Source organism: Pseudomonas triclosanedens (assembly GCF_026686735.1).
GTDB lineage: Bacteria > Pseudomonadota > Gammaproteobacteria > Pseudomonadales > Pseudomonadaceae > Pseudomonas > Pseudomonas triclosanedens.
The window spans coordinates 3,026,689-3,052,045 of the sequence record NZ_CP113432.1 but is presented as its reverse complement, the minus strand read 5'-3'; the positions used below and the strand labels follow the sequence as shown (position 1 = coordinate 3,052,045).

Annotated in this window: 18 protein-coding genes; 4 read left to right on the top strand and 14 right to left on the bottom strand. The window is 65.6% G+C overall.

Annotated elements, in window-relative coordinates; translation table 11 throughout:
• The first annotated feature begins 7 nt into the window (after window positions 1-7).
• A complete protein-coding gene (gene treS, locus OU419_RS14090; protein ID WP_254474145.1) occupies window positions 8-3,355 on the top strand; it encodes a maltose alpha-D-glucosyltransferase in 3,348 nt (1,115 codons plus the stop codon).
• A complete protein-coding gene (gene glgB / locus OU419_RS14085; RefSeq protein WP_254474147.1) occupies window positions 3,352-5,505 on the top strand; it encodes a 1,4-alpha-glucan branching protein GlgB in 2,154 nt (717 codons plus the stop codon). Before treS ends, glgB begins: the two co-directional genes overlap by 4 nt.
• Here the strand turns inward: glgB and OU419_RS14080 are convergent.
• The 14 genes from OU419_RS14080 to OU419_RS14015 form a co-directional block, all read right to left on the bottom strand.
• Complete coding sequence (locus tag OU419_RS14080) at window positions 5,500-6,465, bottom strand: lysylphosphatidylglycerol synthase domain-containing protein (RefSeq protein WP_254474155.1); 966 nt, start codon at window positions 6,463-6,465, stop codon at window positions 5,500-5,502. The two genes, glgB and OU419_RS14080, sit on opposite strands and share 6 nt — an antisense overlap.
• Window positions 6,462-7,664: a cardiolipin synthase ClsB gene (clsB, locus tag OU419_RS14075; RefSeq protein ID WP_254474157.1), complete on the bottom strand. Its 1,203-nt coding sequence runs from the start codon at window positions 7,662-7,664 to the stop codon at window positions 6,462-6,464. The genes OU419_RS14080 and clsB overlap by 4 nt, the downstream gene beginning before the upstream one ends.
• Window positions 7,661-8,440 carry an endonuclease/exonuclease/phosphatase family protein gene (locus tag OU419_RS14070; protein WP_254474159.1) on the bottom strand — a complete coding sequence of 260 codons (780 nt, stop codon included), beginning with the start codon at window positions 8,438-8,440 and terminating at the stop codon, window positions 7,661-7,663. Before OU419_RS14070 ends, clsB begins: the two co-directional genes overlap by 4 nt.
• Window positions 8,437-9,354 (bottom strand): DUF72 domain-containing protein, encoded by a 918-nt coding sequence (locus OU419_RS14065; RefSeq protein ID WP_254474163.1) that lies wholly within the window; start codon window positions 9,352-9,354, stop codon window positions 8,437-8,439. The genes OU419_RS14070 and OU419_RS14065 overlap by 4 nt, the downstream gene beginning before the upstream one ends.
• A gap of 11 nt (window positions 9,355-9,365) precedes the next feature.
• The gene (locus tag OU419_RS14060) at window positions 9,366-10,586 is read right to left on the bottom strand and encodes a zinc-dependent alcohol dehydrogenase (RefSeq protein WP_254474165.1); all 1,221 of its coding nucleotides are present in this window, start codon (window positions 10,584-10,586) and stop codon (window positions 9,366-9,368) included.
• Window positions 10,587-10,646: 60 nt separating this feature from the next.
• The gene (locus OU419_RS14055) at window positions 10,647-11,060 is read right to left on the bottom strand and encodes a CBS domain-containing protein (RefSeq protein ID WP_254474167.1); all 414 of its coding nucleotides are present in this window, start codon (window positions 11,058-11,060) and stop codon (window positions 10,647-10,649) included.
• A gap of 116 nt (window positions 11,061-11,176) precedes the next feature.
• Window positions 11,177-13,306 carry a glycogen debranching protein GlgX gene (gene glgX / locus OU419_RS14050; protein WP_254474169.1) on the bottom strand — a complete coding sequence of 710 codons (2,130 nt, stop codon included), beginning with the start codon at window positions 13,304-13,306 and terminating at the stop codon, window positions 11,177-11,179.
• 15 nt (window positions 13,307-13,321) lie between these two features.
• Window positions 13,322-13,711 carry a DUF2934 domain-containing protein gene (locus OU419_RS14045; RefSeq protein WP_254474170.1) on the bottom strand — a complete coding sequence of 130 codons (390 nt, stop codon included), beginning with the start codon at window positions 13,709-13,711 and terminating at the stop codon, window positions 13,322-13,324.
• Window positions 13,708-16,440: a malto-oligosyltrehalose synthase gene (gene treY / locus OU419_RS14040; RefSeq protein WP_254474172.1), complete on the bottom strand. Its 2,733-nt coding sequence runs from the start codon at window positions 16,438-16,440 to the stop codon at window positions 13,708-13,710. The genes OU419_RS14045 and treY overlap by 4 nt, the downstream gene beginning before the upstream one ends.
• Window positions 16,433-18,475 carry a 4-alpha-glucanotransferase gene (gene malQ, locus OU419_RS14035; protein WP_254474174.1) on the bottom strand — a complete coding sequence of 681 codons (2,043 nt, stop codon included), beginning with the start codon at window positions 18,473-18,475 and terminating at the stop codon, window positions 16,433-16,435. The genes treY and malQ overlap by 8 nt, the downstream gene beginning before the upstream one ends.
• The gene (gene treZ, locus OU419_RS14030; RefSeq protein WP_254474183.1) at window positions 18,475-20,220 is read right to left on the bottom strand and encodes a malto-oligosyltrehalose trehalohydrolase; all 1,746 of its coding nucleotides are present in this window, start codon (window positions 20,218-20,220) and stop codon (window positions 18,475-18,477) included. Before treZ ends, malQ begins: the two co-directional genes overlap by 1 nt.
• On the bottom strand, window positions 20,217-21,746 hold the full coding sequence (glgA, locus tag OU419_RS14025) for a glycogen synthase GlgA (RefSeq protein ID WP_254474185.1): 1,530 nt from the start codon (window positions 21,744-21,746) through the stop codon (window positions 20,217-20,219). The genes treZ and glgA overlap by 4 nt, the downstream gene beginning before the upstream one ends.
• A gap of 139 nt (window positions 21,747-21,885) precedes the next feature.
• The gene (locus OU419_RS14020) at window positions 21,886-22,992 is read right to left on the bottom strand and encodes a mechanosensitive ion channel family protein (protein WP_254474187.1); all 1,107 of its coding nucleotides are present in this window, start codon (window positions 22,990-22,992) and stop codon (window positions 21,886-21,888) included.
• Between the two features lie 213 nt (window positions 22,993-23,205).
• Window positions 23,206-23,394 (bottom strand): DUF2934 domain-containing protein, encoded by a 189-nt coding sequence (locus tag OU419_RS14015; protein WP_254474189.1) that lies wholly within the window; start codon window positions 23,392-23,394, stop codon window positions 23,206-23,208.
• Window positions 23,395-23,481: 87 nt separating this feature from the next.
• Here OU419_RS14015 and OU419_RS14010 point away from each other — a divergent pair, with 87 nt between their 5' ends.
• A complete protein-coding gene (locus tag OU419_RS14010; protein WP_254474191.1) occupies window positions 23,482-24,594 on the top strand; it encodes a DUF3182 family protein in 1,113 nt (370 codons plus the stop codon).
• Complete coding sequence (locus OU419_RS14005) at window positions 24,578-25,333, top strand: alpha/beta hydrolase family protein (RefSeq protein WP_254474192.1); 756 nt, start codon at window positions 24,578-24,580, stop codon at window positions 25,331-25,333. The genes OU419_RS14010 and OU419_RS14005 overlap by 17 nt, the downstream gene beginning before the upstream one ends.
• Window positions 25,334-25,357 lie beyond the last annotated feature (24 nt).

Genomic DNA, 25,357 nt, shown 5'->3' with positions numbered 1-25,357 from the left:
CGCGACCATGGCCAAGCGCAAGACACGCCCCTTCCTCGATGATCTTCTCTGGTACAAGGACGCCATCATCTATCAACTGCACGTGAAATCCTTCTTCGATGCCAACAACGACGGCATCGGTGACTTCCGCGGGTTGATGGAGAAGCTCGACTACATCGCCGACCTGGGCGTCAACACGCTCTGGCTGCTGCCGTTCTACCCCTCGCCACGGCGCGACGACGGCTACGACATCGCCATGTACAAGGGGGTGCACCCGGATTACGGCACCCTGGCCGATGTCCGGCGTTTCATCGAAGCGGCGCACCAGCGCGGGCTGCGGGTGATCACCGAACTGGTCATCAACCACACTTCCGACCAGCACGCCTGGTTCCAGCGCGCCCGGCACGCGAAGAAGGGTTCGCAGGCGCGCAACTGGTACGTCTGGTCCGACGACGACAGCCGCTACGCAGGCACCCGGATCATCTTCACCGACAGCGAGAAGTCCAACTGGACCTGGGACCCGGTGGCCGAACAGTACTTCTGGCATCGCTTCTACTCGCACCAGCCGGACCTGAACTTCGATAACCCGCAGGTGCTGCGCGCCGTGCTGGGCGTGATGCGCTACTGGCTGGACATGGGCGTCGACGGCCTGCGCCTGGATGCGATTCCCTACCTGATCGAACGTGAAGGCACCAGCAGCGAGAACCTGCCGGAGACTCACATGGTGCTCAAGCGCATTCGCGCCGAGCTGGATGCACGCTACCCCGATCGCATGTTGCTGGCCGAGGCCAATCAGTGGCCGGAAGACACCCGGCCGTATTTCGGCGGTGCGGACGGCAGCGCCAAGGGGGCGGGCGATGAATGCCACATGGCCTTCCATTTCCCACTGATGCCTCGCATGTACATGGCAATCGCCCAGGAAGATCGCTTCCCGATCACCGATATCCTGCGCCAGACCCCACCGATTCCAGACAATTGCCAGTGGGCGATCTTCCTGCGCAACCACGATGAGCTGACCCTGGAAATGGTCACCGACGACGAGCGCGACTACCTCTGGAACTACTACGCGGCCGACCGGCGCGCGCGCATCAATCTGGGCATTCGCCGGCGCCTGGCGCCGCTGGTGGAGCGCGACCGCCGGCGTATCGAACTGCTCAACAGCCTGCTGCTGTCGATGCCCGGCACGCCGACGCTGTACTACGGCGATGAGATCGGCATGGGCGACAACATCTACCTGGGCGATCGCGACGGAGTGCGTACGCCGATGCAGTGGTCGGTGGACCGCAACGGCGGTTTCTCCCGCGCGGACCCGGCCAGCCTGGTGTTGCCGCCGATCCTCGACTCGCTCTACGGCTACCAGAGCATTAACGTCGAAGCCCAGGCGCGCGACCCACATTCACTGCTCAACTGGATGCGCCGCATGCTCAGCGTGCGCAAGCAGCAGAAGGCCTTTGGCCGTGGCAGCCTGACGCTGTTGTCGCCAGCCAATCGGCGCATCCTCGCCTATCTGCGGCAATACCGCGCCGAGGGCTGTGGCGAGACGAGCGAGGACAGCATCCTCTGCGTAGTCAACCTGTCCGGCGCCGCCCAGGCGGTAGAGCTGGACCTGGCGGCGTTCGACGGCCGTGTTCCGGTGGAAATGCTCGGCGGCGCCTCATTCCCGCCCATCGGCCGGCTGACCTACCTGCTGACGCTGCCGCCCTATGGCTTCTACTGGTTCTACCTGGCCGACAGCCAGCAGATGCCAGGCTGGCACGTGCAGCCGGTGGAACGCATGCCCGAGCTGCCGACTCTGGTGTTGGCCCAGTGCCTGGAAGAGGTGATGCGCGGTGCGCCGCGCGAGTTGCTGGAAAGCGATTCACTGCCACGCTACCTGCCCAAGCACCGCTGGTTCCCCGCCGAGCAGGTGTCTGCCGGCAGTGTGCGTCTGAGGTATGCGATGCCACTCGACGAAGGCGATGCGGCACCTCTGCTGGCGGAAGTGGAAGTGAACGGCGCGGACGGCGCCGAGCACTACCAACTGCCACTGGCGGCCGTACCGGAGAAGGGCAGCGCCGGCAACGATCTGCCGCAGCAACTGGCCCTGGCCCGGCTGCGGCGCGGACGACGGGTCGGCCTGCTGACCGATGCGTTCTCCTTGCCACGTTTCAGCCGGCTGATCCTGCGCCTGCTGCGCGAGAACACCACACTGGAAGGTCCGGCCGGCGAAGTGCAGTTCCTGGCTCTGCCGGGCCTGGCTGAGCACGCGGATATCGGCGAGGACAGCGAAGTGCGGGTGCTCGGCACCGATCAGTCCAACAGTTCGGCGCTGATCGGCGGGCGGCTGATGCTCAAACTGCTGCGCCGGGTTTCGCCGGGCATCCACCCGGAAGCGGAAATGGGAGGCTACCTGAGCCGGCACGGTTTCGCCAACATCGCGCCATTGCTGGGCGAAGTGCGGCGCATCGACGCCCAGGGCCAGCCTTGCACGTTAATGCTGCTGCAAGGCTACCTGAGCAACCAGGGTGATGCCTGGAGCTGGACGCTGAACCAGTTGGGGCGCGCGATGCGTGTCGCTCCGCTGGCCAGCGGCGAGTTGCCGGAACCCGAACTCGATGCCATGGAGGACCTGCGCCTGTTCGCCATGCGACTCGGCCAGCGGCTGGGCGAGATGCACCTGCTGCTGTCGCGGGCCACCGAGGAGCCGGATTTCTCTGTGCACCGCAGTTCCGCCGTCGACAGCGAAACCTGGACCAGCAGCATCACCGCCCAGGTCGAGCAGGCCCTTTCTGCGCTGGAACGTGCTCACGAAAGCCTGGATCAGCGCAGCCGGGTAATGGTCGACTGGCTGCTGGAAAACCGCCATGCGCTGCTGCTGACCATCGGCAATCTTGCACGGCTGGCCGAGGGCGGTGTGATGATCCGCGTCCACGGCGACCTGCATCTGGGCCAGGTACTGGTAGTGCAGGGTGACGCTTACATGATCGACTTCGAAGGCGAGCCGAACCGCCCGCTGGCCGAGCGCCGCCAGCGCCACAGCCCCCTGAAGGACGTCACCGGGGTGCTGCGCTCCTTCGACTACGCCGCCGTCATGGCGCTGCGCAACGCCCAGGCCGCCGATGGATCGCAGGAAATGCAGAACGGACGGGCCGAGCTCGCGCTGCGCTATCGGCGCGAATCCCGCGATGCCTTCCTTGAGGCCTATAGATTCGCTGCGGCCGACTTGCCGCACGAGTGGCACGGCCGCGAAGGCGAGGGCGCGGCGCTGGCCCTGTTCAGCCTGGAGAAAGCCGCCTACGAAGTGCTCTACGAAGCCGGTCACCGCCCGGATTGGCTGGACGTGCCGCTGCAAGGTCTGTTCGATCTGGCCCGCCACCTGCAGGGAGGACGCTCATGAATGATCTGGAACACCTGCAGCGCGCCGACCATGCCGACCCGTTCGCCTTCCTCGGGCCACATGGCGGAGAGGTACGCGTCTGGCTACCCGGTGCGCTGGCGGTCGAATTGCTCTCAGCGCAGGACGAAGTACTCGCGGCCATGAATGTCGTGGATGCCAGCGGGCTATTCGTCGCGCAACTGCCCAGCGGCACCCGCTACCGCCTGCGCATCCATTGGCCGCAAGCCGAACAGGTCAGCGAAGACCCGTATGCCTTCGGGCTGTTGCTGAGTGACCTGGACCTCTATCTGTTCTCCGAGGGCAATCACCGCCGGTTGGGCAAGTGCCTGGGGGCACAGGCGATGGAGATCGACGGCGTACCCGGCGTGCGTTTCGCCGTCTGGGCACCCAATGCGAGACGGGTCTCGGTTGTCGGCAACTTCAACGGCTGGGACGGTCGCCGGCACCCGATGCGCTTGCGCTATCCCTCCGGCGTCTGGGAACTGTTCATTCCCCGGTTGCAGCCCGGCGAAGTGTACAAGTACGAACTGCTGGGCGCCGCCGGCACGTTGCCACTGAAGGCCGACCCGCTGGCCCTGGCCACCGAAGCGCCGCCGGCCACCGGCTCGCGAGTTGCCGATCCGGCGCCGTTCGACTGGCAGGATCACGATTGGATGAGCCGCCGCGCCGAGCGCCAGGCCCCCGCACAGCCGCTGTCGATCTACGAACTGCACGCCGGTTCCTGGCAATGGGTGGAGGACCGCCCGCCCAGTTGGGATGAACTGGCCGAGCGGCTGATTCCCTATATCCGCGAGCAGGGTTTCAGCCACATCGAACTGATGCCGGTGATGGAGCACCCGTTCGGTGGCTCCTGGGGTTACCAAACGTTGTCGATGTTCGCACCCACCGCGCGCTACGGCAGCCCGGCGGACTTCGCCCGCTTCGTCGATCGTTGCCACCAGGCGCAAATCGGCGTGATCCTGGATTGGGTGCCGGCGCATTTCCCCACGGATGAGCACGGCCTTGCTCACTTCGACGGCACCTCGTTGTACGAGTACGCGCACCCGTTCGAAGGCTTCCACCAGGATTGGGATACCTACATCTACAACCTGGGCCGCAGCGAAGTGCACGGTTTCATGCTGGCTTCGGCGCTGCACTGGCTGCGCGAATACCACGTCGATGGGCTGCGCGTGGACGCCGTCGCCTCGATGCTCTACCGGGACTATTCGCGCAAGGAAGGCGAATGGATCCCCAACCGTCACGGTGGCCGCGAGAACCTTGAGGCCATCGAGTTCCTCAGTCATCTCAACACTGTGGTCGCCAGCGAAGCGCCCGGTGCGCTGGTCATCGCCGAAGAGTCCACCGCCTGGCCAGGCGTCAGCCGACCGGCCGAGGAAGGTGGGCTGGGCTTCTCCTACAAGTGGAACATGGGCTGGATGCACGACAGCCTGTCCTACATCCGGGAAGATCCGGTGTACCGCAGCTACCACCATCACAAGATGACCTTCGGCCTGCTCTACGCCTTCTCCGAACGCTTCATCCTGCCGATTTCTCACGACGAGGTGGTGCACGGCAAGGGCTCATTGCTGGGCAAGATGCCGGGTGACCGCTGGCAGCAGTTCGCCAACCTGCGCCTGTACCTGTCGCTGATGTGGACTCATCCGGGCAAGAAGCTGCTGTTCATGGGCTGCGAATTCGGCCAATGGCGGGAGTGGGATCACGACAGCCAGCTCGACTGGTACCTGCTGCGCTACCCCGAACACCTCGGCGTACAGATGCTGGTGCGCGAGCTAAACCGGCTGCTGCATGAACTGCCGGCGCTGCACGCCATGGACGACCGCGCAGAGGGCTTCCACTGGCTGATCGGCGATGACCAGCGCAACAGCGTCTTCGCCTGGTTGCGCCTGGCCGACCGCGAACCGCTGCTGGTGGTGCACAACTTCACTCCGGTACCGCGCCCCGGCTACAGCGTCGGCGTACCGCTCAAAGGCCATTGGCGGGTGCTGCTCAACAGCGATGCGCAACACTTCGCCGGTTCCGCCGCGGGCAGCCAGGGCATCATCGAAACCCAGCCGCTGGCCGCCCACGGCCAGCCGCAGTCGCTGCCCCTGGATCTGCCGCCGCTGGGCTGCCTGATCCTCATCCCCGAAGGCGATGCGCGGGTTTCATGAGGTTCGGGCCTCCTCGCGCCGTTCCGCTCTTCGCTTGAGCTTCTTCGCATGGCGCTCCAGCCACAGGTACACCAGACAGGCGAGCAACAGCGGGATGAGGAAGTACAACACCCGGTAACCGATGATCGCGGCCAGCAATTCGCCACGGGAGAAATGGTCGCGCAGTACCGTGAGGAACACCGTCTCCAGTACGCCCAGTCCGGCCGGCACGTGCAGCACCACGCCGGCGATGCTGCTGATGAGCAGCGTGGCCAGTACTTCGGGATAGCTCGCGGTATCCGGCAGCAAGCTGTAGATCAGTAACGCCATCATTGACCAGTTGCCGGCTCCCGCGATGCCTTGCAGGGCGGCCAGCCGCCAACCGGGCAACCTCAGCCGGTAGCGCTTCCAGCCCCAGGCGCGCCGCCGGGCGAAGCCGCAGGCCAGCAGATACGCGGCGCCCACTGCGAGCAACAGCAAACCGATCAGACGCAGGCCGCTCTGGCCCAGGCTCCAGTCATCCGGCAGGTTGGGAAAACCACAGACGAACAGTCCGCCGGCCAGCAGCAGATAGCCGTACCAGTTGGTGATCAGGCTGAAGGTGAGAATCCGCGTGATGTCGCCTGTGGTCATGCCCAGTCGGCCATACAGTCGATAGCGCAAGGCGACGGCGCCGACCCAGGAACTGAGGTTGAGGTTGAAGGCATTGCACACGAAGGCCACCGTCAGTACGCGCCGCACCGGCAGCGGGTGGCCGATGTAGAAGCGGCTGAGAACATCGAAGCTGCTGAAGATCGCATAGCTGCACAGGCTGAGCAGCATGCCTGCCAGCAGCGTCATGGCCTTGTATTCGCGGAGCAGGTGGAACACCTCGTTCCAGTCGGTGGCGCGTAGCAGGAGGAACAGCAGGATCGGCAATGCGACCAGCAGGACGAGGTTGAAGGTACGGTTGATGAGCTTCCAGAACTGCCGGCGGTTCATGGCTGGACCTGCGACTCGTGTTGCGGGTCGGCGGGGATGGCCTGCGGATGGAGCGTTTGCCGGTGCGCGGGCAGTTGTCCGGCGATGGCGGGGAAATGACGCAGGAAGTGAAAGCTGAGAAACACCAGCGGCGCCCGCCACCAGTAGCCGCGTCGCGCAGCCTTGCGGGTGACGCGCCGGCAACTGTCGGTGGAGAGCTGCAGCAGGTGCGCGTCCAGTTCGCTGGCGAAGTCTTCATCCTCGATCATCAGGTTGCCTTCCAGGTTCAGCGACAAGCTGAGCGGATCGAGGTTGCTGGAGCCCACCGTGGCCCAGCGCAAGTCCGCCACAGCGACCTTGGCGTGCAGCGGTCGGTCGCAGTATTCGTAGATTTCCACGCCGTCGCGCAGCAGAGTGTCGTAGAGCAATTTGCTGCACAGGCGCACCAGCGGCATGTCCGGCAACCCCTGCAGAATCAGGCGTACCTCCACACCGCGGCGGGCGGCGTCGCGCAGGGCGCGCAACAGCCGGTAGCCGGGGAAGAAGTAGGCGTTGGCGATCACCAGCCGATAGCGCGCCGCATGGATGGCTCGCAGATAGTGCTGTTCGATGTCGTTGCGGCGGCGCTGATTGTCACGTACCGCCAGACAACTACGGCAGGGGCCGGCGGGCGAGGGCGGCCGGACGCTGTCCGGCGGCGGCACGTCGCCATACTGGCGCAGCAGTTCCAGGCATGCCTGGCGGATATCCGCGACGCTCGGCCCTTCGACACGTACCGCATAGTCCTGCTTGGCCATCAGGCCGAAGTCGGCGAGGTGGTCGGCGCTGAAATTGATGCCGCCGACGAATGCGACCCGGTTGTCAATCACCAGCAGCTTGCGGTGCAGGCGGCGGAACAGGTTGGTACGCATGCCCAGCAGGCGCGGGCGTGGATCGAACAGGTGCAGCCGGGCACCGGAGGCGAGCAGCGGCTGCAGGTAGTCCACGCCCAGGTGTGGCGTGCCATAGCCATCGGCAACCAGCTCGACCCGCACGCCGCGCTGCGCCGCGCCGATCAGCGCCTGACGTAGCGCGCGCCCGACCTTGTCGTCGAAGACGATGAAGGTTTCCACCAGAACTTCCCGACGCGCCGTGCCGATGGCCTGGATCACCGAAGGGAAGAAGGCCTCGCCATTGATCAGCAGTTCGATCCGGTTGCCGCCGCGCCAGCGGTCATTCATGGCACCACCTCGGCGAGCAGCGGCAGATGGTCGGAAAGGTGCGGCCAGGGCCGGCGGTTCAGCACCTGGCTGCTGTTGACCCGCAGATTGCGCACGTAGATGCGATCCAGACGCAGGACCGGCCAGCGCGCAGGGAAGCTGCGCGGCTCGCCGCCACCGCGGAAGGCGGGAAGCAACCCGCAGTCGGCGAGGATCGCGCCGGCCCGGCAACGCCAGTCATTGAAGTCGCCGGCGACCACCAGTGGAGCATCGGGCGGCACTCCGGCAACCAGCTTGCAAAGCAGTTGCAACTGGCTCTGCCGCTGGCGTTCACGCAGGCCCAGGTGCACGCAGATGGCGTGCAGCGCGCGCGGCCCGGGCAGATCGATGCGGGCATGCAGCAGACCGCGCTGCTCGTTGCCGGCGATGGAAATGTCATGGTTGTCGTAACTGCTGATCGGCAGGCGCGAGATCAACGCATTGCCGTGGTGTCCCTCGGGATACACGGCGTTGCGTCCGTAGGCGAACGCCGGCCACATGCTGTCGGCGAGGAATTCGTACTGCGGGGCGGTGGGCCAGTTCACATTGCGCTCGGCGTGCAACTGATGTTCGCCGTGGACTTCCTGGAGGAACACCAGGTCCGCCGAGGTGGCGCGCACCGCATCGCGCAGTTCATGCAGGATGAAACGCCGGTTGAAGGCATTGAATCCCTTGTGCGTGTTGACCGTCAGCACCCGCAGGATGATCTCCTGCTGCGTTGAGTCGACGTCGGCCGGGCCTGCTTCGGCGAAGGTCATGACCAGTCCCCCGCAGGTTGCCCCGGCTCCTGGCGGTCATCCAGTTTCAGGTCGAGCAATTGCATCAGCCGGCTGGCATCGTATGGCGCGCGCACCTTCATATCGTTGTCGAAGTAGCAGAACACCTGACGTGGATGCCGGTCACCAGCTATCGAGTCGTCGAACAGCTCGGCATCCCGGGGCTGCGATCCGCGCCGCCAGTGCTCGATGCGCCTGCTCCAGCGCCTGAGCGCGGCTTCACCGTAACCGCTGGCGTAGAGTTCTTTGTCGCCATGCAGGCGCAGGTAGACGAAATCCCTGGCCGTCAGGTCCTCGGCGTAGGGCCATTTGCGCGGGGCGTCGGCGATTACCAGGGCGACGCCGTACTGGCGCAGCAACCGGACGAAACGTGGCGTGGCGAAGCTTTGATGGCGCACCTCCAAGGCATGCCGCAGCGGCTGGGCGCCAAGGGCTTCGGGCCAATGCCCGGGCTTGCGCGTGGCGCTGTCCCTGGCCAGCTTCAGGGCTGCCTGGCTGTCGCGTGGCAACTGGGCAAGAAACTGCTCGACCACTTCTTCGTCGAAACCCAGGCTCGGCGGCACCTGCCAGAGTATCGGCCCGAGCTTCTCGCCCAGCTCCAGCGGGCCGGAGGCGAAGAAATTGGCCAGGCCCTCGCGGGCGTCTCGCAGACGCTTGATGTGGCTGATGTAGCGCGGTCCCTTGATGCTGAAGCAGAACCGCGTCGGTGTATCGCCGGCCCACTGCCGGTAGCGCTCCGGCGTTTGCAGGGCGTAGAACGACCCATTCAGCTCGATGCTGTTGAACGCCCGCGAGGCGTAGCGCAATTCATCCCGCTGACGCAGGCCCCTGGGGTAGAAGTCGCCGCGCCAGGGGGCATACCGCCAGCCGGAAATGCCGATGTGCAGGTCCTTCATGGGGCGCTGCCTCAGTGCGCATGGGCCGCTCCGGGCCGGTGCACGGTTTCTTCGTCGCCGACGCGGGCTTCCTGCCGCTGCGGTTGCAGTTCGACTTTCACCCAGCCGGTTTCGCGCTGGTCGAAGGCCTCGAAGGCTGCGATGGCATCGCTCATCGGCTTGACCTGAGTGAGGATCGCCGCCGGATCGAAGCGTTCGGTCAGGACCAGTTCGATCAGGTGCGGGATGTAGCGCCGGTGATGGCAATTGCCCATTTTCAGGGTGAGGTTCTTGTTCATCGCCTCGCCAATCGGGAAGGTGCGCACATCCGGGCCATAGACGCCAATGATGCCCAGGCTGCCGGCCTTGGCCAGCCCGGAGACGGCCCATTCCAGTGCCTGGGCCGGGGCGTTGCCGGGTACCCATTCGGGTTTGTGCTCTTGCGCCGGCGCCACCGTCACCCCGCCCTGGCTGTGCTCGGCGTCCACGCCTACCGCGTCGATGGCGCGGTCGACACCGATGCCGTCGGTGAGCCAGAGCAGCGCCTGGACCGGGTCCTCACGTTCGAAATCGATGACTTCGGCGCCTTGCTGGCGGGCCATATGCAGGCGGTCCGGGTGACGGTCGATGGCGAACACACGGGCGGCGCCCTTCAGCAGGGCACTGGCGATGGCGAACTGGCCGACCGGGCCGCAGCCGAACACCGCGACGGTGTCACCTATGCCGACTTCCGCAAGTTCCGCGCCGAACCAACCGGTGGGAAAGATATCCGACAACAGGATCGCCTGGTCATCGCTGATCTGCGGCGGCAGCCGGACCAGGCCGATGTTGGCGTAGGGGATGCGGGCCTTCTCGGCCTGCAGTCCGTGGAACGCGCCATTGCCTTCGGGGCCACCGAAGAACGCTGTGCCGCCGCGCTTGCCGTTGGGGTTGGCGTTGTCGCACTGGGCATAGTAGCCGGCACGGCAGTAGGAACAGTTGCCGCAGGCGATGGTCGAGGGAATCACTACCCGGTCGCCGACCTGCAGGTTGCGCACTTCGTCGCCCAGCTCTTCGATGATGCCGACGCCTTCGTGGCCGAGGATCGTACCTTTCTTCATGCCGCCGACACTGCCGCGCACGAAGTGCAGGTCGGTGCCGCAGATGGCCGAGGCGGTGAGACGCACGATGGCGTCGTTGGGGTGTTTGAGTTCGGGCTCCGGAACATCCTCCAGGCGGATGTTGCCGACGTCATGGAATACGACTGCTTTCATGGCGTCCTCCTGTGGGGCGCCGACTGCGCGCTCAGCGTGGCAGCCGGGCTGGGATGTATGTCAGTGTGCCTGGGCGACACCGCGCAGCACGGTGTCGCTGGCTTGCTCGCTGCGGCAACTGGCGATATTGCCCAGGGATACCACGCCAACCAGACGTTTCTGCCGGGTCAACACCGGCAGACGGCGCATCTGGATGTCTGCCATGTTCTGCGCGACGTGCTGCACGTCTTCGTCTTCGAAGCAGTAGTGCACGTTGCCGCTCATTACGCGCTTGACCGGAGTTTCCGGGCCGAGCCCGGCGGCAACCGCGCGCACCGCGATATCGCGGTCGGTGACCATGCCCACCAGCAGATCGCCTTCGTTGACCAGCAAGGCACCGCTGTCGATGCGCGCCATCAGAGCGGCGGCTTCCTTGAGCGTGGTTTCCGGAACGACCCTCTGTACGTCGCGGGTCATGATTTCGCCGATCTTCATGCTGTCCTCCTTCCTGTTCTGGTGATTGCAGGAACTCCTTTATCGGAGCGCCTATCGGTTCCGACTAGGCTCGCCGGGCACCGTTCAGAGAGATTTTCCCCGCTCGTCAGACCACCTCAGTCCTCGCTGCGGCGCAGGGTGAACAGCGCAACGGCGCGGCTTCCCAGGGGGTATGGCGTGTCGAACTCCCAGAACGGCCCATGCCCCTCGGCTGGCTCCGCGGTATCCAGCAGGAGTTGCCAGTCTCCGCCCTGGGCCACGGGCGGCAGGTAGAAATCGATGCCTTCGTGGGAGGCATTGAGCAGTAGAAGCAGGGTCGCGTCGCCACCGCTGCGACGGATGCCGCTGGGTTGGGCGCGGCCATCCATAAGCATGCCGAGACTGCGGCGCTGCGGGTCGTGCCAGAAGCTTTCGCACATTTCGCCACCCTCGGGCGCGAGCCAGATGACGTCGCGCACGCCCAGCTCCTCGTTGTATTCGCCGACCAGGAAGCGGCGGCGGCGCAGGATCGGATAGGCATGGCGCAAGCGAATCAGGCGGCGGACGAAGGCCAGCAGTTCGCGGCCTTCGTCGTCGAGGTTCCAGTCCACCCAGCTCAGTTCGTTGTCCTGGCAATAGACGTTGTTGTTGCCGTGCTGGGTGCGGCTGAATTCGTCGCCCGCCACCAGCATCGGCGTGCCCTGGGAGAGCAGCAGGGTGGACAGCAGATTCTTCATCTGCCGCAGGCGCAGCTCGCGGATTTGCGCATCATCGGTCGGCCCTTCGACACCGTGGTTCCATGAGCGGTTGTCGTCGTGGCCGTCGCGGTTGTCCTCGCCGTTGGCCTGGTTGTGCTTGTCGTTGTAAGTAACCACATCGCGCAGGGTGAAACCGTCGTGGGCGGTGATGAAGTTCACCGAGGCGTATGGACGCCGGCCACGCTGGTCATAGAGATCGCCGGAAGCGGTCAGGCGTCGAGCCAGCTCCGGCAGTTGGCCTTCATCGCCGCGCCAGAAGCTGCGCACGGTGTCGCGGAAGCGGTCGTTCCACTCCACCCAGCCCGGCGGAAAGCGCCCGACCTGGTAGCCGCCGGGACCGCAATCCCAAGGCTCGGCAATCAGCTTGCGATGGCTCAGTACCGGGTCCTGGCGGCAGGCGACGAGAAAGCTGTGGCGCTCATCGAAGCCATCGGCGTAACGGCCCAGGATGGAGGCCAGATCGAAACGGAAGCCGTCCACGCGCATCTCGGTCGCCCAGTAGCGCAGCGAGTCAGTGACCATCTGCAGTACGCAGGGATGGCTGAGATCAAGGGTGTTGCCCGTGCCGGAGTCGTTGACGTAGTAGCGTCGGTCGTCGGCGTGCAGACGGTAGTAGGAGACGTTGTCGATGCCGCGCATGCACAGTGTCGGGCCGAGCTCGTTACCCTCGGCCGTGTGGTTGTAGACCACGTCGAGGATCAGTTCGATGCCGGCGTCATGCAGGTGCGCGACCATTTCCTTGAATTCGTTGATGTGGCCGCTGGCCAGATAGCGCGAATGGGGCGCGAAGAAGGCGATGCTGTTGTAGCCCCAGTAATTGTTCATGCCCCTTTCGAGCAGATGCTTGTCATCCACGAAGCCATGCACCGGCAGCAGTTCCAGGCTGGTGATACCCAGGTTGCGCAGGTGTTTGAGCAGCTCGCTGTTCATCAGCCCGGCGCACGTACCGCGTACGCGGTCGGCTACATCGGGATGACGGATGCTCAGCCCGCGCAGGTGCGCCTCGTAGATGACCGTTTCGTCCCAGGGCACGCGAATCGGCGGCTGCTCACCCCAGGTGAAGGCCGGATCGATGACTTTCGACTTCGGCACGAAGGGCGCACTGTCGCGCTCATCGAAGCTGAGGTCCGCGTCTGGCGAGCCGATGCTGTAGCCGAACAGCGATTCCGACCAGCGCAGTTCACCCACCAACTGGCGCGCGTAGGGGTCGATCAGCAGTTTGTTGGGGTTGAACCGATGACCGGCTTCCGGCTCGAACGGCCCGTGCACGCGATAGCCGTAGATCTGCCCGGGGTGCGCATCGGGCAGATAGCCGTGCCAGATTTCATCGCTGTACTCGGGGAGCTCGATGCGCTCCACCTCGCGCTTGCCGCTTGCGTCGAACAGGCACAGTTCTACCTTGGTGGCATGGGCGGAAAACAGGGCGAAGTTGACGCCCAGACCATCCCAGGTCGCTCCCAGGGGAAAGGGACGGCCTTCCGTCACGCGGGAATGGGTTCGTCGGGTCATTGCGCTCTCCTGGCATCAACTGCTCTTGGGCGCCCTGGATGGCTTGGGCGTTGCGGGTTTGGCCGTCTTCGGCCTGGTCTTCGTCGCTTTCTCGCCCGGGGTAGCGGCGGCACTTGCCTTGTTGCGCGGCTCGAGGGCGGGCTTCGAGGGTTCTTCAGGGGTAGCGGCGGGCAGCTTGCCGCGGCGTCGCGGCGGTTTCTGCAGGATGGCCGGCGGCTCCGGCTCTTCCCGGCCTTCGAAGCGCGGTTCCACGTCTTCGGCCGGTGCCTCCTGGCCATTGGCGATTTCACCCTCGGCGAGGCTCAGGGCCATGCGCCAATGGCGTTCTTGCTGGCCTTCGGGACGACCTTCGGATTCCCAGATCTGATAGGCCAGTTCGCGAACGCGCTGTTCCGAGACTTTCATCGTTCACCTCCAGCACAGGGCATCAGGAGATTCACAGGGCTATCGCCCAGCACGTCGGCCAGGCGTAGCCCGCCGTTCTGCACTCGGTGGCAGCCGGTCAAGCCTTGCCAGCGCCCGGCGCCCAGGTGCGAAGGCAGTTGCAGATGGGTATCGCCCCAGGCGGCGGGCGGCACGTGCGGTCGTGGCGATGTGCCCAGCAGCGAGGCGCAGCAGCGGGGCACCACCACCAGCAGGTGCTGCCCGGCGTAGCTGCGCGCGAAAGCGAGCACCCGCCGGGCCTGCTCGCCACGGACCACCAGGGGCAGGTAGTCCCCCTGGCTGAACAACGTCGGCCATTGCCTGCGCAGGCCAAGGGTATGGGCCAACAGCGCCTGTTTGATGCGCCCGTCGCGCCAGGTGCGCAGCAGCTCTGGCCAGTCCGGATCGCGGGTCAGCGTTGCCTCGCGCGCGGCATAGTCGGGAACGCGGCGGTTATCGGGATCCACCAGGCTGAAGTCCCAGAACTCGCACCCCTGGTAAAGATCGGGCACGCCCGGCACGCTGTTGCGTAACACGCCTTGCGCCAGTGCGTTCAGCGCACCGGCGGGCATCAGCCGCTGTGCGGCATCGGCGATGGCCTGCAACAGTGGCCGGCCGGTGTCGTCGAGCAGGATGCCGGCGAGAAACTCCGCGCAGGCCTGTTCATAGGCCTGCGCTGGAGCGCTCCAGTCGCTTTCCAGCTTGGCTTCGCGGATAGCCTTGCGCTGCCATTGCTGCAGCCGCTGGTAGTAGTCCTGCAGCCCCAGGGTATCGTCCGGCACCAGTTCCAGCGGCCAGGCGCCGAGCAGGCACTGATAGAGAATCAGCTCGTCGCCACCACTGGGTGCTACGCCTTGCCCCACGTGTTTGCGCAGCGGCGCGGCGAGCTTCCACCATTCCCAGGCGCAGGCGGCAAACCAGTCCGCGGATTCGCTCAACACCGCCAGGCGCGCGCGGCAGTCTTCGCCGCGCTTGTGATCATGGGTGGCGGTGGTCAGCAGCGCCTGGGGGAAGCTGCGCAACCGCTCCTGGCAGGCCTGGTGAAATTCTTCCGGTTCGCAGCCGAGGCGGCCTGGGTCGAAGCCGACGTCGTTGCGTCCCAGCGCCACCGCCGAGCGGTAGCAGGCAGTGTCTTCCAGGGCCTTGGCGGCAATCGGCGACGTCAATTGCTGGAAACGCGCCAGCACGTGCTGCCGCAGCCGCCGCAACGGGCCGGGGGGGAGCGCGCAGAGTGGCTCGCCGCCCAGTACCCGCTCCAGCCAGTGCAGGGTGCGCAAATCCACCGGTTCCAGGTGACGCTCGGCTTCGGCAATGGCTTGGGTCATGAAGCGCCGGTCCTGTTCCGAGCGTCCCAGCGCGCCGGCATAGGTGCGGTACACCGGGAAGGCGCAGAGCAACTGGTACAGCGCGCGGCGTATCGATCCGAGCGGCATATCGCGGCTGGCCAGGTCATGTCGGGCGATGCGCCAGAGCTGCTGGGCCAGACCTTCGACATCCCCGGCGAACAGTGAGCTGAGGACCCGCTCACGGGCCAGGCGGAGTTCGCCGGCGAAGCTGTCACGCCGATTGCTGATCTCCTGCCAGAGGTTGCGCAAGAGCGGCTCGCCCAACGCATCGTGCTGCAGCAGTGACACCTGGTTCATGAAGTCATAGCCGGTGCTGCCTTGTACCCGCCAGTCGCCGGGCAGCGCTTCGCTGGGGCCGAGAATCTTTTCCACGTACAGCGGCGCGCCATTCGTGGCCCGTGATAGGCGTCGGCAATAGCCGCGTGGGTCGGCGAGGCCATCGACATGGTCGATACGCAGCCCGTCGATCAGCCCTTGCTCCATCAGACCGAGCAGGTAGGCGTGGCTGGCCCGGAACACATCAGGCCGTTCGGCGCGCAGGCCGACCAGCTCGTTGATATCGAAGAAACGGCGCCAGTTGATGTCGTCCGCCGCCACCCGCCAGTTCGCCAGCCGGTAGTGCTGCTGTTCGAGCAGCCGGTGCAGGGCATGCCAGTCGTCGCGGTAAGTGTCTAGCAGGATGCCGCGGATGGCCGGATCGCCAAGCAGTGCGACCAGTTGCCGGCACAGTGCCTGGGCCAGATGACGAGCCTGCGGGTGGCGATGCAACTCGGCGAAGCGCGGCGACAGTTCGCGCAGCGCCGCCAAGGGCGAATGGGAGAGGATCATGCCGAAGCTTGCCGGGCAGACCGGGAAACGGTGTTCGCCATAGCGCAACAGGAAGCGCCCGTCCTCGGCCTGGTAGTCGAGCCGGATGCTGCCTGCCGCCAGTTCGTCGGCATAGTCCCCGCCAAGGCAAGGCAGCAGCACTTGCTGGTCCAGTAGCGGGTCGTCGCTATGCCAGCGGATATCGAAGAAGTGCGCGTAAGGGCTGTCCAGTCCCCATTCGAGTACATCCTGCCACCAGGGATTGGCATCGCCGATGCGCATGTGGTTGGCCACTGTATCGACGATCAACCCCATCCCGTGCAGCCGCAGGCCACCAACCAGCCGGCGCAGCGCCGCTTCGCCGCCCAGCTCGTCGCTGATGCGCGTCGGGTCGACGGTGTCGTAGCCGTGGCTGGAACCAGGCTGTGCTGCCAGCAGCGGCGAGGCGTAGAGGTGACTGATGCCCAGGCGCGAGAAGTAGTCGAGCCAGGGCAGGGCGTCATCCAGGGTGAACCCGCGGTTGAATTGCAGGCGCAGGGTGGCGCGGATATCAGCCATGTTCGCGCCCTCGATCACGGGCCCGGCGCAGCCGCTCCAGACGCGCGCTGACTTCCGGCGCATCGAGCATGTCCCGCGCCGGCCGGGCGAAGCGTCGTCGCCAGTTGGGGTGGGCGTCTCCAGGCCCCGGCAGGTTCGGCTGCTCGACGCAGGCCATGACATCTTCCATCGGCAGCAACACTAGCTGTGCCGGGGTCGTGCCGAGGAATTCAATGGCTCCGTCCAACAGTGAATGACCACCGACGCCATGTTCGTTCAGCGCGCGCTGCAAAGCCGCGGTTTCTCGTTCACGGCCACCGCGATCATCCGTCGAAGCGGCGCTGGAGCGCTGGCCAAGACGCTCGCGCCAGTCGATGTCACGCCCTTGCCGCCAGCCCTCCAGGGTCGGCAGGTCGTGAGTGGTGGTGGTCGCCAGCACATCGGCCGGCCACTGCCGGGGAGCGATGAAATGGCCGTGCTGCTGCTCGAACAGCAGTACACGCGTACCGAGGATGCCTCTGGCAGAGAGCATTTCGCGCATGCCCTCGGGAACGGTGCCAAGGTCTTCGCCGATAATCAGCGCATTGGCCCGCTCAGCCTCCAGGCAGAGCAGCCGCAACAGGTCGTCGAATGGATAGTCGAGATAGGCGCCAGCCTCCGGCGGAGCGCCAGTGGGTATCAGCCACAGGCGGCGCAGGCCAAGGATATGGTCGATACGCAGTCCGCCAACGTAGCGCAGGTTGGCCCGCAGCATTTCGATGAAGGCGCGGAAGCCCTGGCGCCGCAGGCCATCGGGGGAAAAGGCACAGAGCCCCCAGTCCTGGCCGCTACGGTTGAGGGTGTCCGGCGGGCAGCCGATGCTGACGCCGCCGAGCAGCTCGCTCTGGCGCATCCAGGCCTGGCTCCCTGAGGGATCCACTCCGACGGCCAGGTCGGCGATCAGTCCGATCCCCATGCCGCCGTCCTGCGCGGTGCGTTGTACCTGCTGCAGGCCACGGGCGATCAGCCACTGGCCGAACGCCTGCTGGCTGATCGCTTGTTCTTCGTCGATCATGAAATGCCCCAGCTCGGCGCTGGCGGCATTGCGGTAGGAGTGCGGCCAGAAGCGCCAGTCCATGCCGTCGCCAGACTCGGCGCGGCGCAACTGCAAGACCTGGAAGCAACAGTGCTGCAGCAGTTCGGCGCCGCCCTGGGCGCGGAAGGCGAGGAAGTCCTCGTGCAACTCTCCATCGCTCTGCTGGAACTGGCGATAGAGCTGGCCCAGCAGGCGGTCGCGAGCGTGGGCGACGCCCAGCCAGTCGATCAGTGGCAGTCGCTCCAGACGCCCCCACTCCTGGTCCAGGCCGGTTGCGGCAATCGCCTGGCGCACCGTTTCATCGCCCAGCAGCAAGCCCGGGGCGGCATAGAGTTCGTTGAACAGCAAGCGGCTGGATGGCGAGTAAGGGCTGTAGATATGCCGCGCGGCGGGAAACATCGCATGCACCGGGCTGATCGCCAGCGCGTCGGCGCCGTGCCGTGCGGCGCTGCGCGCCAGGTCTTGCAGCGCCGCGATGTCGCCAATGCCGCCATCGTGCTCGCGGCGTAATGAGTACAACTGCGTGGCCAGGCCCCAGGCACGGTGCTTGCCCGTGCACAACTGCTGCACCGATGGGCAGCGCGGCGGCGCCACGGCCAGCAGGATTTCATGGTCGCCCAGGTGCAGGCTGTAGTAGCCGCTACGGTCCGGCGCCTGCAGTCGCCCGTGCTCGTCGAGATGGCCATGACGATGATCGGCACCATCTTCATCCAGCAGGCGGTACGCGGTGCCCGCCGGGGCGGAGATCGATACCGGCTTGCCGCGCTCTGCGGTGATCAATGCCGATGGCACGGCGCTGCGTTGCTGCAGAACTTCCAGGCTCTGCAGAATCTGCTCCGGGCTCCGGGCGGGAAATCCCAAGGCTTCCAGAACGCTGCGCTGCACTTCCGGGGTCAGCCGTTGCGCGCGGTTGTCGGCATCGATCCATTCGATCTTCAGCCCTGCGCGGGTTGCCAGCCGTTCCAATTGCGCATCGCTCATCAGGATATCTCCAGGCTGAGGACCAGCCCGGCGGGGCCGAGCCAGCCATGTCGATAGTGAGCGGCGCTCTGTCCGCTGCAGAACAGCAGTTGGGCGCTTTCGCCAGGCGGTTCGACGTTCACGTCTTGCTCGCCCAGGTTCAGGTCGATGCGCCACAGGCTGCCATCGCCCAGCCGCCACCTGGCGGTGAGCGCCCGCTCGCCCAACGGTCGGGCATCCACCGCGCGACTGCCGGGCAAACGTGGAGTCAACCAGCGATGGCGCAGTTCGAGCAGTTGCCGATAGTGCTCCCGCCACTGTGGATCGCCCTGGTCCGGTTGCGGTCGCGAACTGTCGAAGGTGTGCTCAGCGTTTGGATCGGGAATGCCTTGCGCGGCATCCGGCTCGCGAAAACGGCTGAACTGAATGAACTCCGCGCGCCGCCCGGCGGTGACGGCGCTGGCCAGCTCGCCCTGGTAATCGGTGAAGTAGAGGAATGGCCGGCGCTCGCCCCATTCCTCGCCCATGAAGAGCATCGGCACCATGGGCAGGAGCAGCACCAGGGCAATGGCGGCGCGTAACTGCTCGGGGTGGCAGAGGGTGATCAGTCGCTCGCCGAAGGCGCGATTGCCTACCTGATCATGGTTCTGCAGAAAGGCTACGAAGGCGTGCGGTGGCAGGTCGCCGCTCGGTTCGCCCCGCGTCAGGCCGCGATAGTCAGTCTCGCCCTGAAAGGCGAAGCCCTCGCGCAGGCAGCGGCAAAGATGCTCGATCGGGCGCGCAGCGAAGTCGCTGTAATAGCCCTCGCTTTCACCGCTCAGCAGCACGTGCAGCGCATGATGCAGGTCATCGTTCCACTGGGCGTCAAAGGCGTTCCGCAGCAGGCTCGCTTCGTTGTGCTCGTTCTCCAGCACCAGGTGCAGGTGGCGCCCTGCGGCCGCTGTGCGGGCACGCTCGGCCAGCTCGCGCAGAAAACTCTTGTCCGGGATGGCATGTACCGCGTCGATCCGCAGGCCATCGACCCGGTACTCCCGGATCCACATCTCGGCATTGCCGATGAAGAATTCGCGTACCGCAGGACGGCGGAAGTCGATGGCCGTCCCCCAAGGGGTTCGAAGGTCGTCGCGGAAGAAGGCGCTGGCATACTGGCCCAGATAGTTTCCCTGGGGACCGAAGTGGTTGTAGACCACGTCGATGAAGACCATCAGGCCCAGGCCGTGGGCGCTGTCGATCAGCCGCCGCAGGTCGTCCGGCCCACCGTAGGCGTCAGCCGGCGCGTAGGGCAGCACTCCGTCGTAGCCCCAGTTGCGCTGGCCGGGAAAGGTGTTGAGGGGCATCAGCTCGATGGCGGTGATCCCCAGCCGCGCCAGTTCCGGCAACTTCGCCTGGATGCCGGCAAAACCGCCAAGCAGCCCGGCATGTGCCTCGTACAACACCACTTCATGCCGGGGACGGCCGCGCCATTCGCGATGCTTCCAGGGGTAGCCCGTGTAGTCCACCACCAGGCTCGCGCCCTCGACGCCGCCGGCCTGCGCCCGGGAGGCAGGATCGGCGACGCTCAGGCGCTGGTCGATCCGAAACCGGTAGGCAGTGCCGGCGGGGCAGGGCAGTTCTTCGCTGAACCAGCCCTCGGCATGCTTCGATAGCTGGTACTGGCCGCCATTGCCAAGCTCCACGGTGACCCGGCGGGCATCCGGCGCCCACAGCGAAAAGCGCGTGATGCCGCTGCCTTGCGGCAACGCTCCTGCCTTGAACGCCTGGCTCATCGGAACGCTCGCGCCGGCGCCTGCTGCAACAGCCGCTGATACAGGGAGGTGTACGGGCGCGCGGCGTCTTCCCAGCGTAGAGGCGATTTCATGGCCTTGCGGCGCATGGCATCGAGCAGGTCAGGATAGCGGTAGATGTTCAATGCGCGGCTTATGGCGTCGAAGTAGCTCTCGGGAGTTTCGTCGCGGAACAGCAGGCCGGTGACGCCATCGACGATGGTGTCGGCCAACCCGCCCGTGTGCCGGGCAATGGGTAGCGAGCCGAAGCGCTGCGCATACATCTGGCTGAGTCCGCAGGGCTCATAGCGCGAGGGCATCAGCAGGAAGTCGCTGGCGGCGAAGATGCGCCGCGCCTCGGTTTCGTCGAAACCGATGTGTACGCCGACGCGACCGGGATAGTTCTCTGCCAGCCGCTTCATCGCTTGCTCGAGCTCCGGTTCGCCACGGCCAATGACGACCAGCCGGCCGCCGGCGGCGATCATTTCGTCGGCGATGGCCAGCGTCAGGTCGATACCTTTCTGATGCACCAGGCGCGACACCACCGCAAACAGGGGACCGCGCCCCGGCAGCAGACCGAACTGCCGCTCGACATGCTCGGCGTTACGCCGCTTGCCGGCCAGATGGGTGGCATCGAAGCGCTCGACCAGATGAGGGTCGAGATTTGGCGTCCAACTGCCGTCGATACCGTGGGTGATGCCGCTTAGCTGGCCGCGCCGGCGCCGTTGGGTGAGTACGCCGTGCATGCCGCAGCCGAATTTTTCGCCAGTGATTTCGCGCGCATAGGTTTCGCTGACGGTGGTGATATGGCTGGCATGGCTGATGCCCGCCTTGAGGAACGACAGCTTGCCGTAGAACTCCATGCTTTCCGGCAGGCCGGCGGTATCCGGCAGGCCCAGTTCCGCGCAGCAGCCAAGCGGGCAGGAGCCCTGATAGCCAAGGTTATGGATGGTCAGCACGCTGGGCGTAGCTTGTTCGCGCCAGGCCATGTAAGCCGGTGCGAGAGCGGCGGGCCAGTCATTCACGTGCAGCAGGTCCGGGCACCAGCTCAATTCGGATCGCCCCGCGGCGATATCCGCCGCCGCCAGGCTCAGACGGGCGAAACGGATGTGGTTGTCCGGCCACTCCTGGCCCTGGTCATCGCCGTAGGGAGTGCCGTGACGGTCGTAAAGCTCCGGGCAGATCAGCGCGTAGACCACCAGTCCGTCGGCCAGCCGCAATTCGCCGATGTCACAGGCCGGCAGTGCGGCCATACCGGGAAGGTGGCCGACCACCTTGCAGGCCACCGCGCTTTGCAGGACCTGCGGATAACCTGGCAGCAGCACTCGGATGTCGTGCTCGGCGAGCAGCGCCCTTGGCAGGGCCGCGGAGACGTCACCCAGGCCGCCGGCCTTGACGAAGTCGGTGAACTCGGACGTCACGAAGAGGATGCGTTTGTGCCTTTTCGGCATGCCTTCGGCCGGAAAGATCGGCGGCAGGTTGGATGGGCAGGGCTCTTCCAGGCGCACATCGGCCAACTGGTCAGGCATTGTCGTGTTCCTCGCTTCTTGTCGGTGAGGGCCGGCGATTCCTGCAAGCCCTTGGGTGTCTCCGTGGTTTTCCGGGTTGTCCTTCGGAGGGACTGGCCCTGCGCGGACGAAGTTTCGATTTTTCCGCCAGCGGTCGTGATCACACTGGCGGCTGGCGTTCGGGTACTCGCGCCGCCTGGTCGTTGCCAGGCGCCTGCGGCCAGTCGCTGAGCATCGCCGCGCGCACCAGCGGCAGGCTCTGCGGATAGCGGGTGGTAATGAACAGCAGCAGGTGCTCGCGCAGGAAACAGCGCAGGTCCCAGTTGCGCGATGAGTCTGCGGCGCTGACCAGCACCCGCAGTTGCACCGCTGTTTCGCTGCATTCGATGGCTTGCAGCACGGAAACCCGTCCGTCCCACAGCGAGGTGCTCTTGCACAGGCGGTCGAGTTCCTGGCGCAGCGGCTCGAGCGGGGTGCGGTAGTCGACCCAGAGGATGAGCGCGCCGGTGATGTTGGAGGTGGCGCGGGTCCAGTTCTGGAAGGGGTTCTCGATGAACCACTGCAGCGGCACTACCAATCGCCGGTCGTCCCAGATGCGCACAACGACGAAGGTGCCGGTGATTTCTTCGATGCGCCCCCATTCGCCCTGCACGATAACGACGTCGTCGAGGCGGATCGGCTGGGTGAGGGCGATCTGCAGCCCGGCGATGAGATTGCCCAGCACCGGCTTCGCGGCAAAGCCCACGGCGAGGCCTGCAAGCCCGGCTGAGGCCAGCAGGCTGGCGCCGAACTGGCTGGCGGCGGGAAAGGTCATCAGCATCGCGGCGATGCCAAGGATCAGCACCAGGCCACTGAGCAATCGCTCGAGGACCATCACCTGGGTATGTACGCGCCTCGCCCGCAGGTTATCGCTCACGGTGACCGGGTGCAGGCGCAGGATCGAGGTGCGCAGGGAGCGCACCAGGCGCAGGCCCAGCCAGGTCAGTACGGCGATAATCAGCAATCGGCTGACATGGCGCGGCAACTCCAGGTTGGGCAGCGCGGACGAATCCCACAGAGTGTGGATCACCAGCAAGGGCGCGAGGAACAGCAGCGGAGTACGCGACTGCACCAGCAGTTCGTGGACGAAGGGCATTCGACACGTCAGGCGCTCCGCCAGCGGCAGCAGCATGCGCAGGCCCAGGATGACGGCGGCACAGAGAGTCGCGACATTCAGGAAGACCTGAACGCTGGTCCAACGGTCGAATGGCGTCCACAGATCCAGCATGGCTGCTCTCGCGTGAGATGGATTGTTCATCGAAGTCACAAGCACGCCGTGAGCGAACGGGCCCGGGCGTCGAGAGTGCTGCAAGCAGGGGGCGTACCAGTCTTCGGGGTTGGTCCAACTATCTGATCGAGCAGAAGAAATGCGCCGGTGGATGGCGCCGTGCAATCAGCAAACTGCACGATGGTCAGCGCCACGGGTTGCATTTTGCCTGCCTTACGCCTCGCGGCGCGGGTGCTCCTTGCCCTTGTATTCAATGTCCTGGGCGCGCTCGACCGGCAGGGTGCTATCCAGGCTTTCCTCGGCCATTTTCCAGTGGCGGATTTCCTGTCCGCGAGGTTTACCTTCGGCAACCCAGATGTCATGGGCCTTCTGGCGGATCTGCGCTTCGCGATCGGGATTCATGTGCGCTCCACTGTTCGTCATGTGCTTAGAACCCCTGACTGCATCGACAGTCGAGTGTTCATACATCCTGCCCGAGGGAGGCAATCCATGATCACTGCCGACAGCTCACGTCTGGTCGTCGCCTGCTCGCTGGAACCCGACGCGCACCCTGCGGATGTGCAGACCAACCAGGCGCTGGCCCGTTGGCTGGCGGATATCCAGGGGCTGGAGTTCAGTGCCGAGCTTCCCGGGCAGGGCAGTGCGGGACGATCGATCTACTGGGTGCCGGACGCCACGGTCGCCGGCCGCGCCCAGGCGGCAAGGCTGGGTGTTCACGGCCCGCTTGACCTGTTCGGTGGCTACGTCGAGCGCGAATTCCAGGGCGGAAAGGCCATCGTGCATCCGCTGTTCGAGCGCCCGACCCTGACACCCAAGGGTTGGAACGACACCTTCGCGCGGCGTGTGCAGCCCCTGGTGCTGGATGGCAACAGCGTGTTCTGCCACAACGACGCGGTGCGCTGTGCCAGCGCGCGTCTGAAGCGCGGGCCGCAACGCCTGAAGCCCGCAGGTGGACGGGGAGGAATGGGTCAGCAGGTCATCAGCGATATCGATGAGCTGGCCGATGCGTTGCGGCACCTGGAAGAGCCGGATTACCGCCTGGGCCTGGTCATCGAGGACGATCTGCAGGAGGTGCGGACACACAGCGTCGGCCAGGTGATGATCACTGGTGTGCTGCTCAGCTACCACGGCATCCAGCAACAGACCCGCAACCCCCGCGGCGAGCTGGTGTATGGCGGCAGCGACTTGCTGGTGGTGCGCGGGGACTTCGACGGATTGCTGTCCCTGGACCTGGTCGCCCCGGTAAGGGAGACGATCCAGCAAGCGCTATTGTTCGATCGCGCGGCACATCAGTCGTTTCCGCAGTTCTACGCGTCTCGCCGCAATTACGACCTGGTCCAGGGCACGGATATCCGGGGTCGACCGTGTTCAGGCGTGCTGGAGCAGTCCTGGCGTATTGGCGGCGCCAGCGGTGCCGAACTGGCAGCGCTGGAAGCTTTCGTCGCCGAACCCGCCCTGTGCGTGATCCGCGCCGCGTCCTTCGAAATCTTCGAAGACAAGCCGCTACCTGACAACGCGCACGTCCTGTACCGAGGCCCCGACCCCCACGGCGATCTCGTGCTGAAGTACGCAATGGTGGAACCTCATGAACTCCAACGATGAAAACATCGACATCGATGTTGGCCCGCAACACCTGCAGGGCAATTTCCTCAGTCCCATCACTCATGTGCCGGGCGTTCTGTTCGTGCACGGCTGGGGCGGCAGCCAGCAACGCGATCTCAAGCGGGCCCGGGGCATCGCCGGGCTCGGCTGCGTGTGCCTGACCTTCGACCTGCGGGGCCACGGGGCAGGGGAGGCGCAGCAGGCCCGGATCACGCGGGAAGACAACCTCAATGACCTGCTGGCGGCCTATGATCGTCTGGCGGCGCATCCGCGGATCGACCCCTCGGCCATCGCGGTGGTCGGCACCAGCTACGGCGGCTATCTCGCCTCTATTCTCACCGAGCTGCGCGCCGTGCGTTGGCTGGCTCTACGCGTACCGGCCATCTATCGCGACGAGGACTGGTCGCTGCCCAAGCGTGATCTGCCACGCGACGATCTGATGATCTATCGCGCCTCTCATATACCGGCGGCCAGCAACCGGGCGCTGAAGGCCTGTGCCGCGTTCACCGGCGATGTGCTGCTGGTGCAGTCGGAGCACGATGACTTCATTCCTCACGCCACCATCATGAGCTATCGGGCCGCCTTCCAGCACACGCACTCATTGACTCACCGGATCATCGACCGGGCCGATCATGCGCTGAGCAGCGAGCAGTCGCAGGACGACTACACGCAGATCCTGGTGCGCTGGATCACCGAGATGGTGGTCGGCGAGCGTGCCGGCCGGCTGGTGAGGGGCTGAACGCAGCGAAACCCCCGGCGGCTG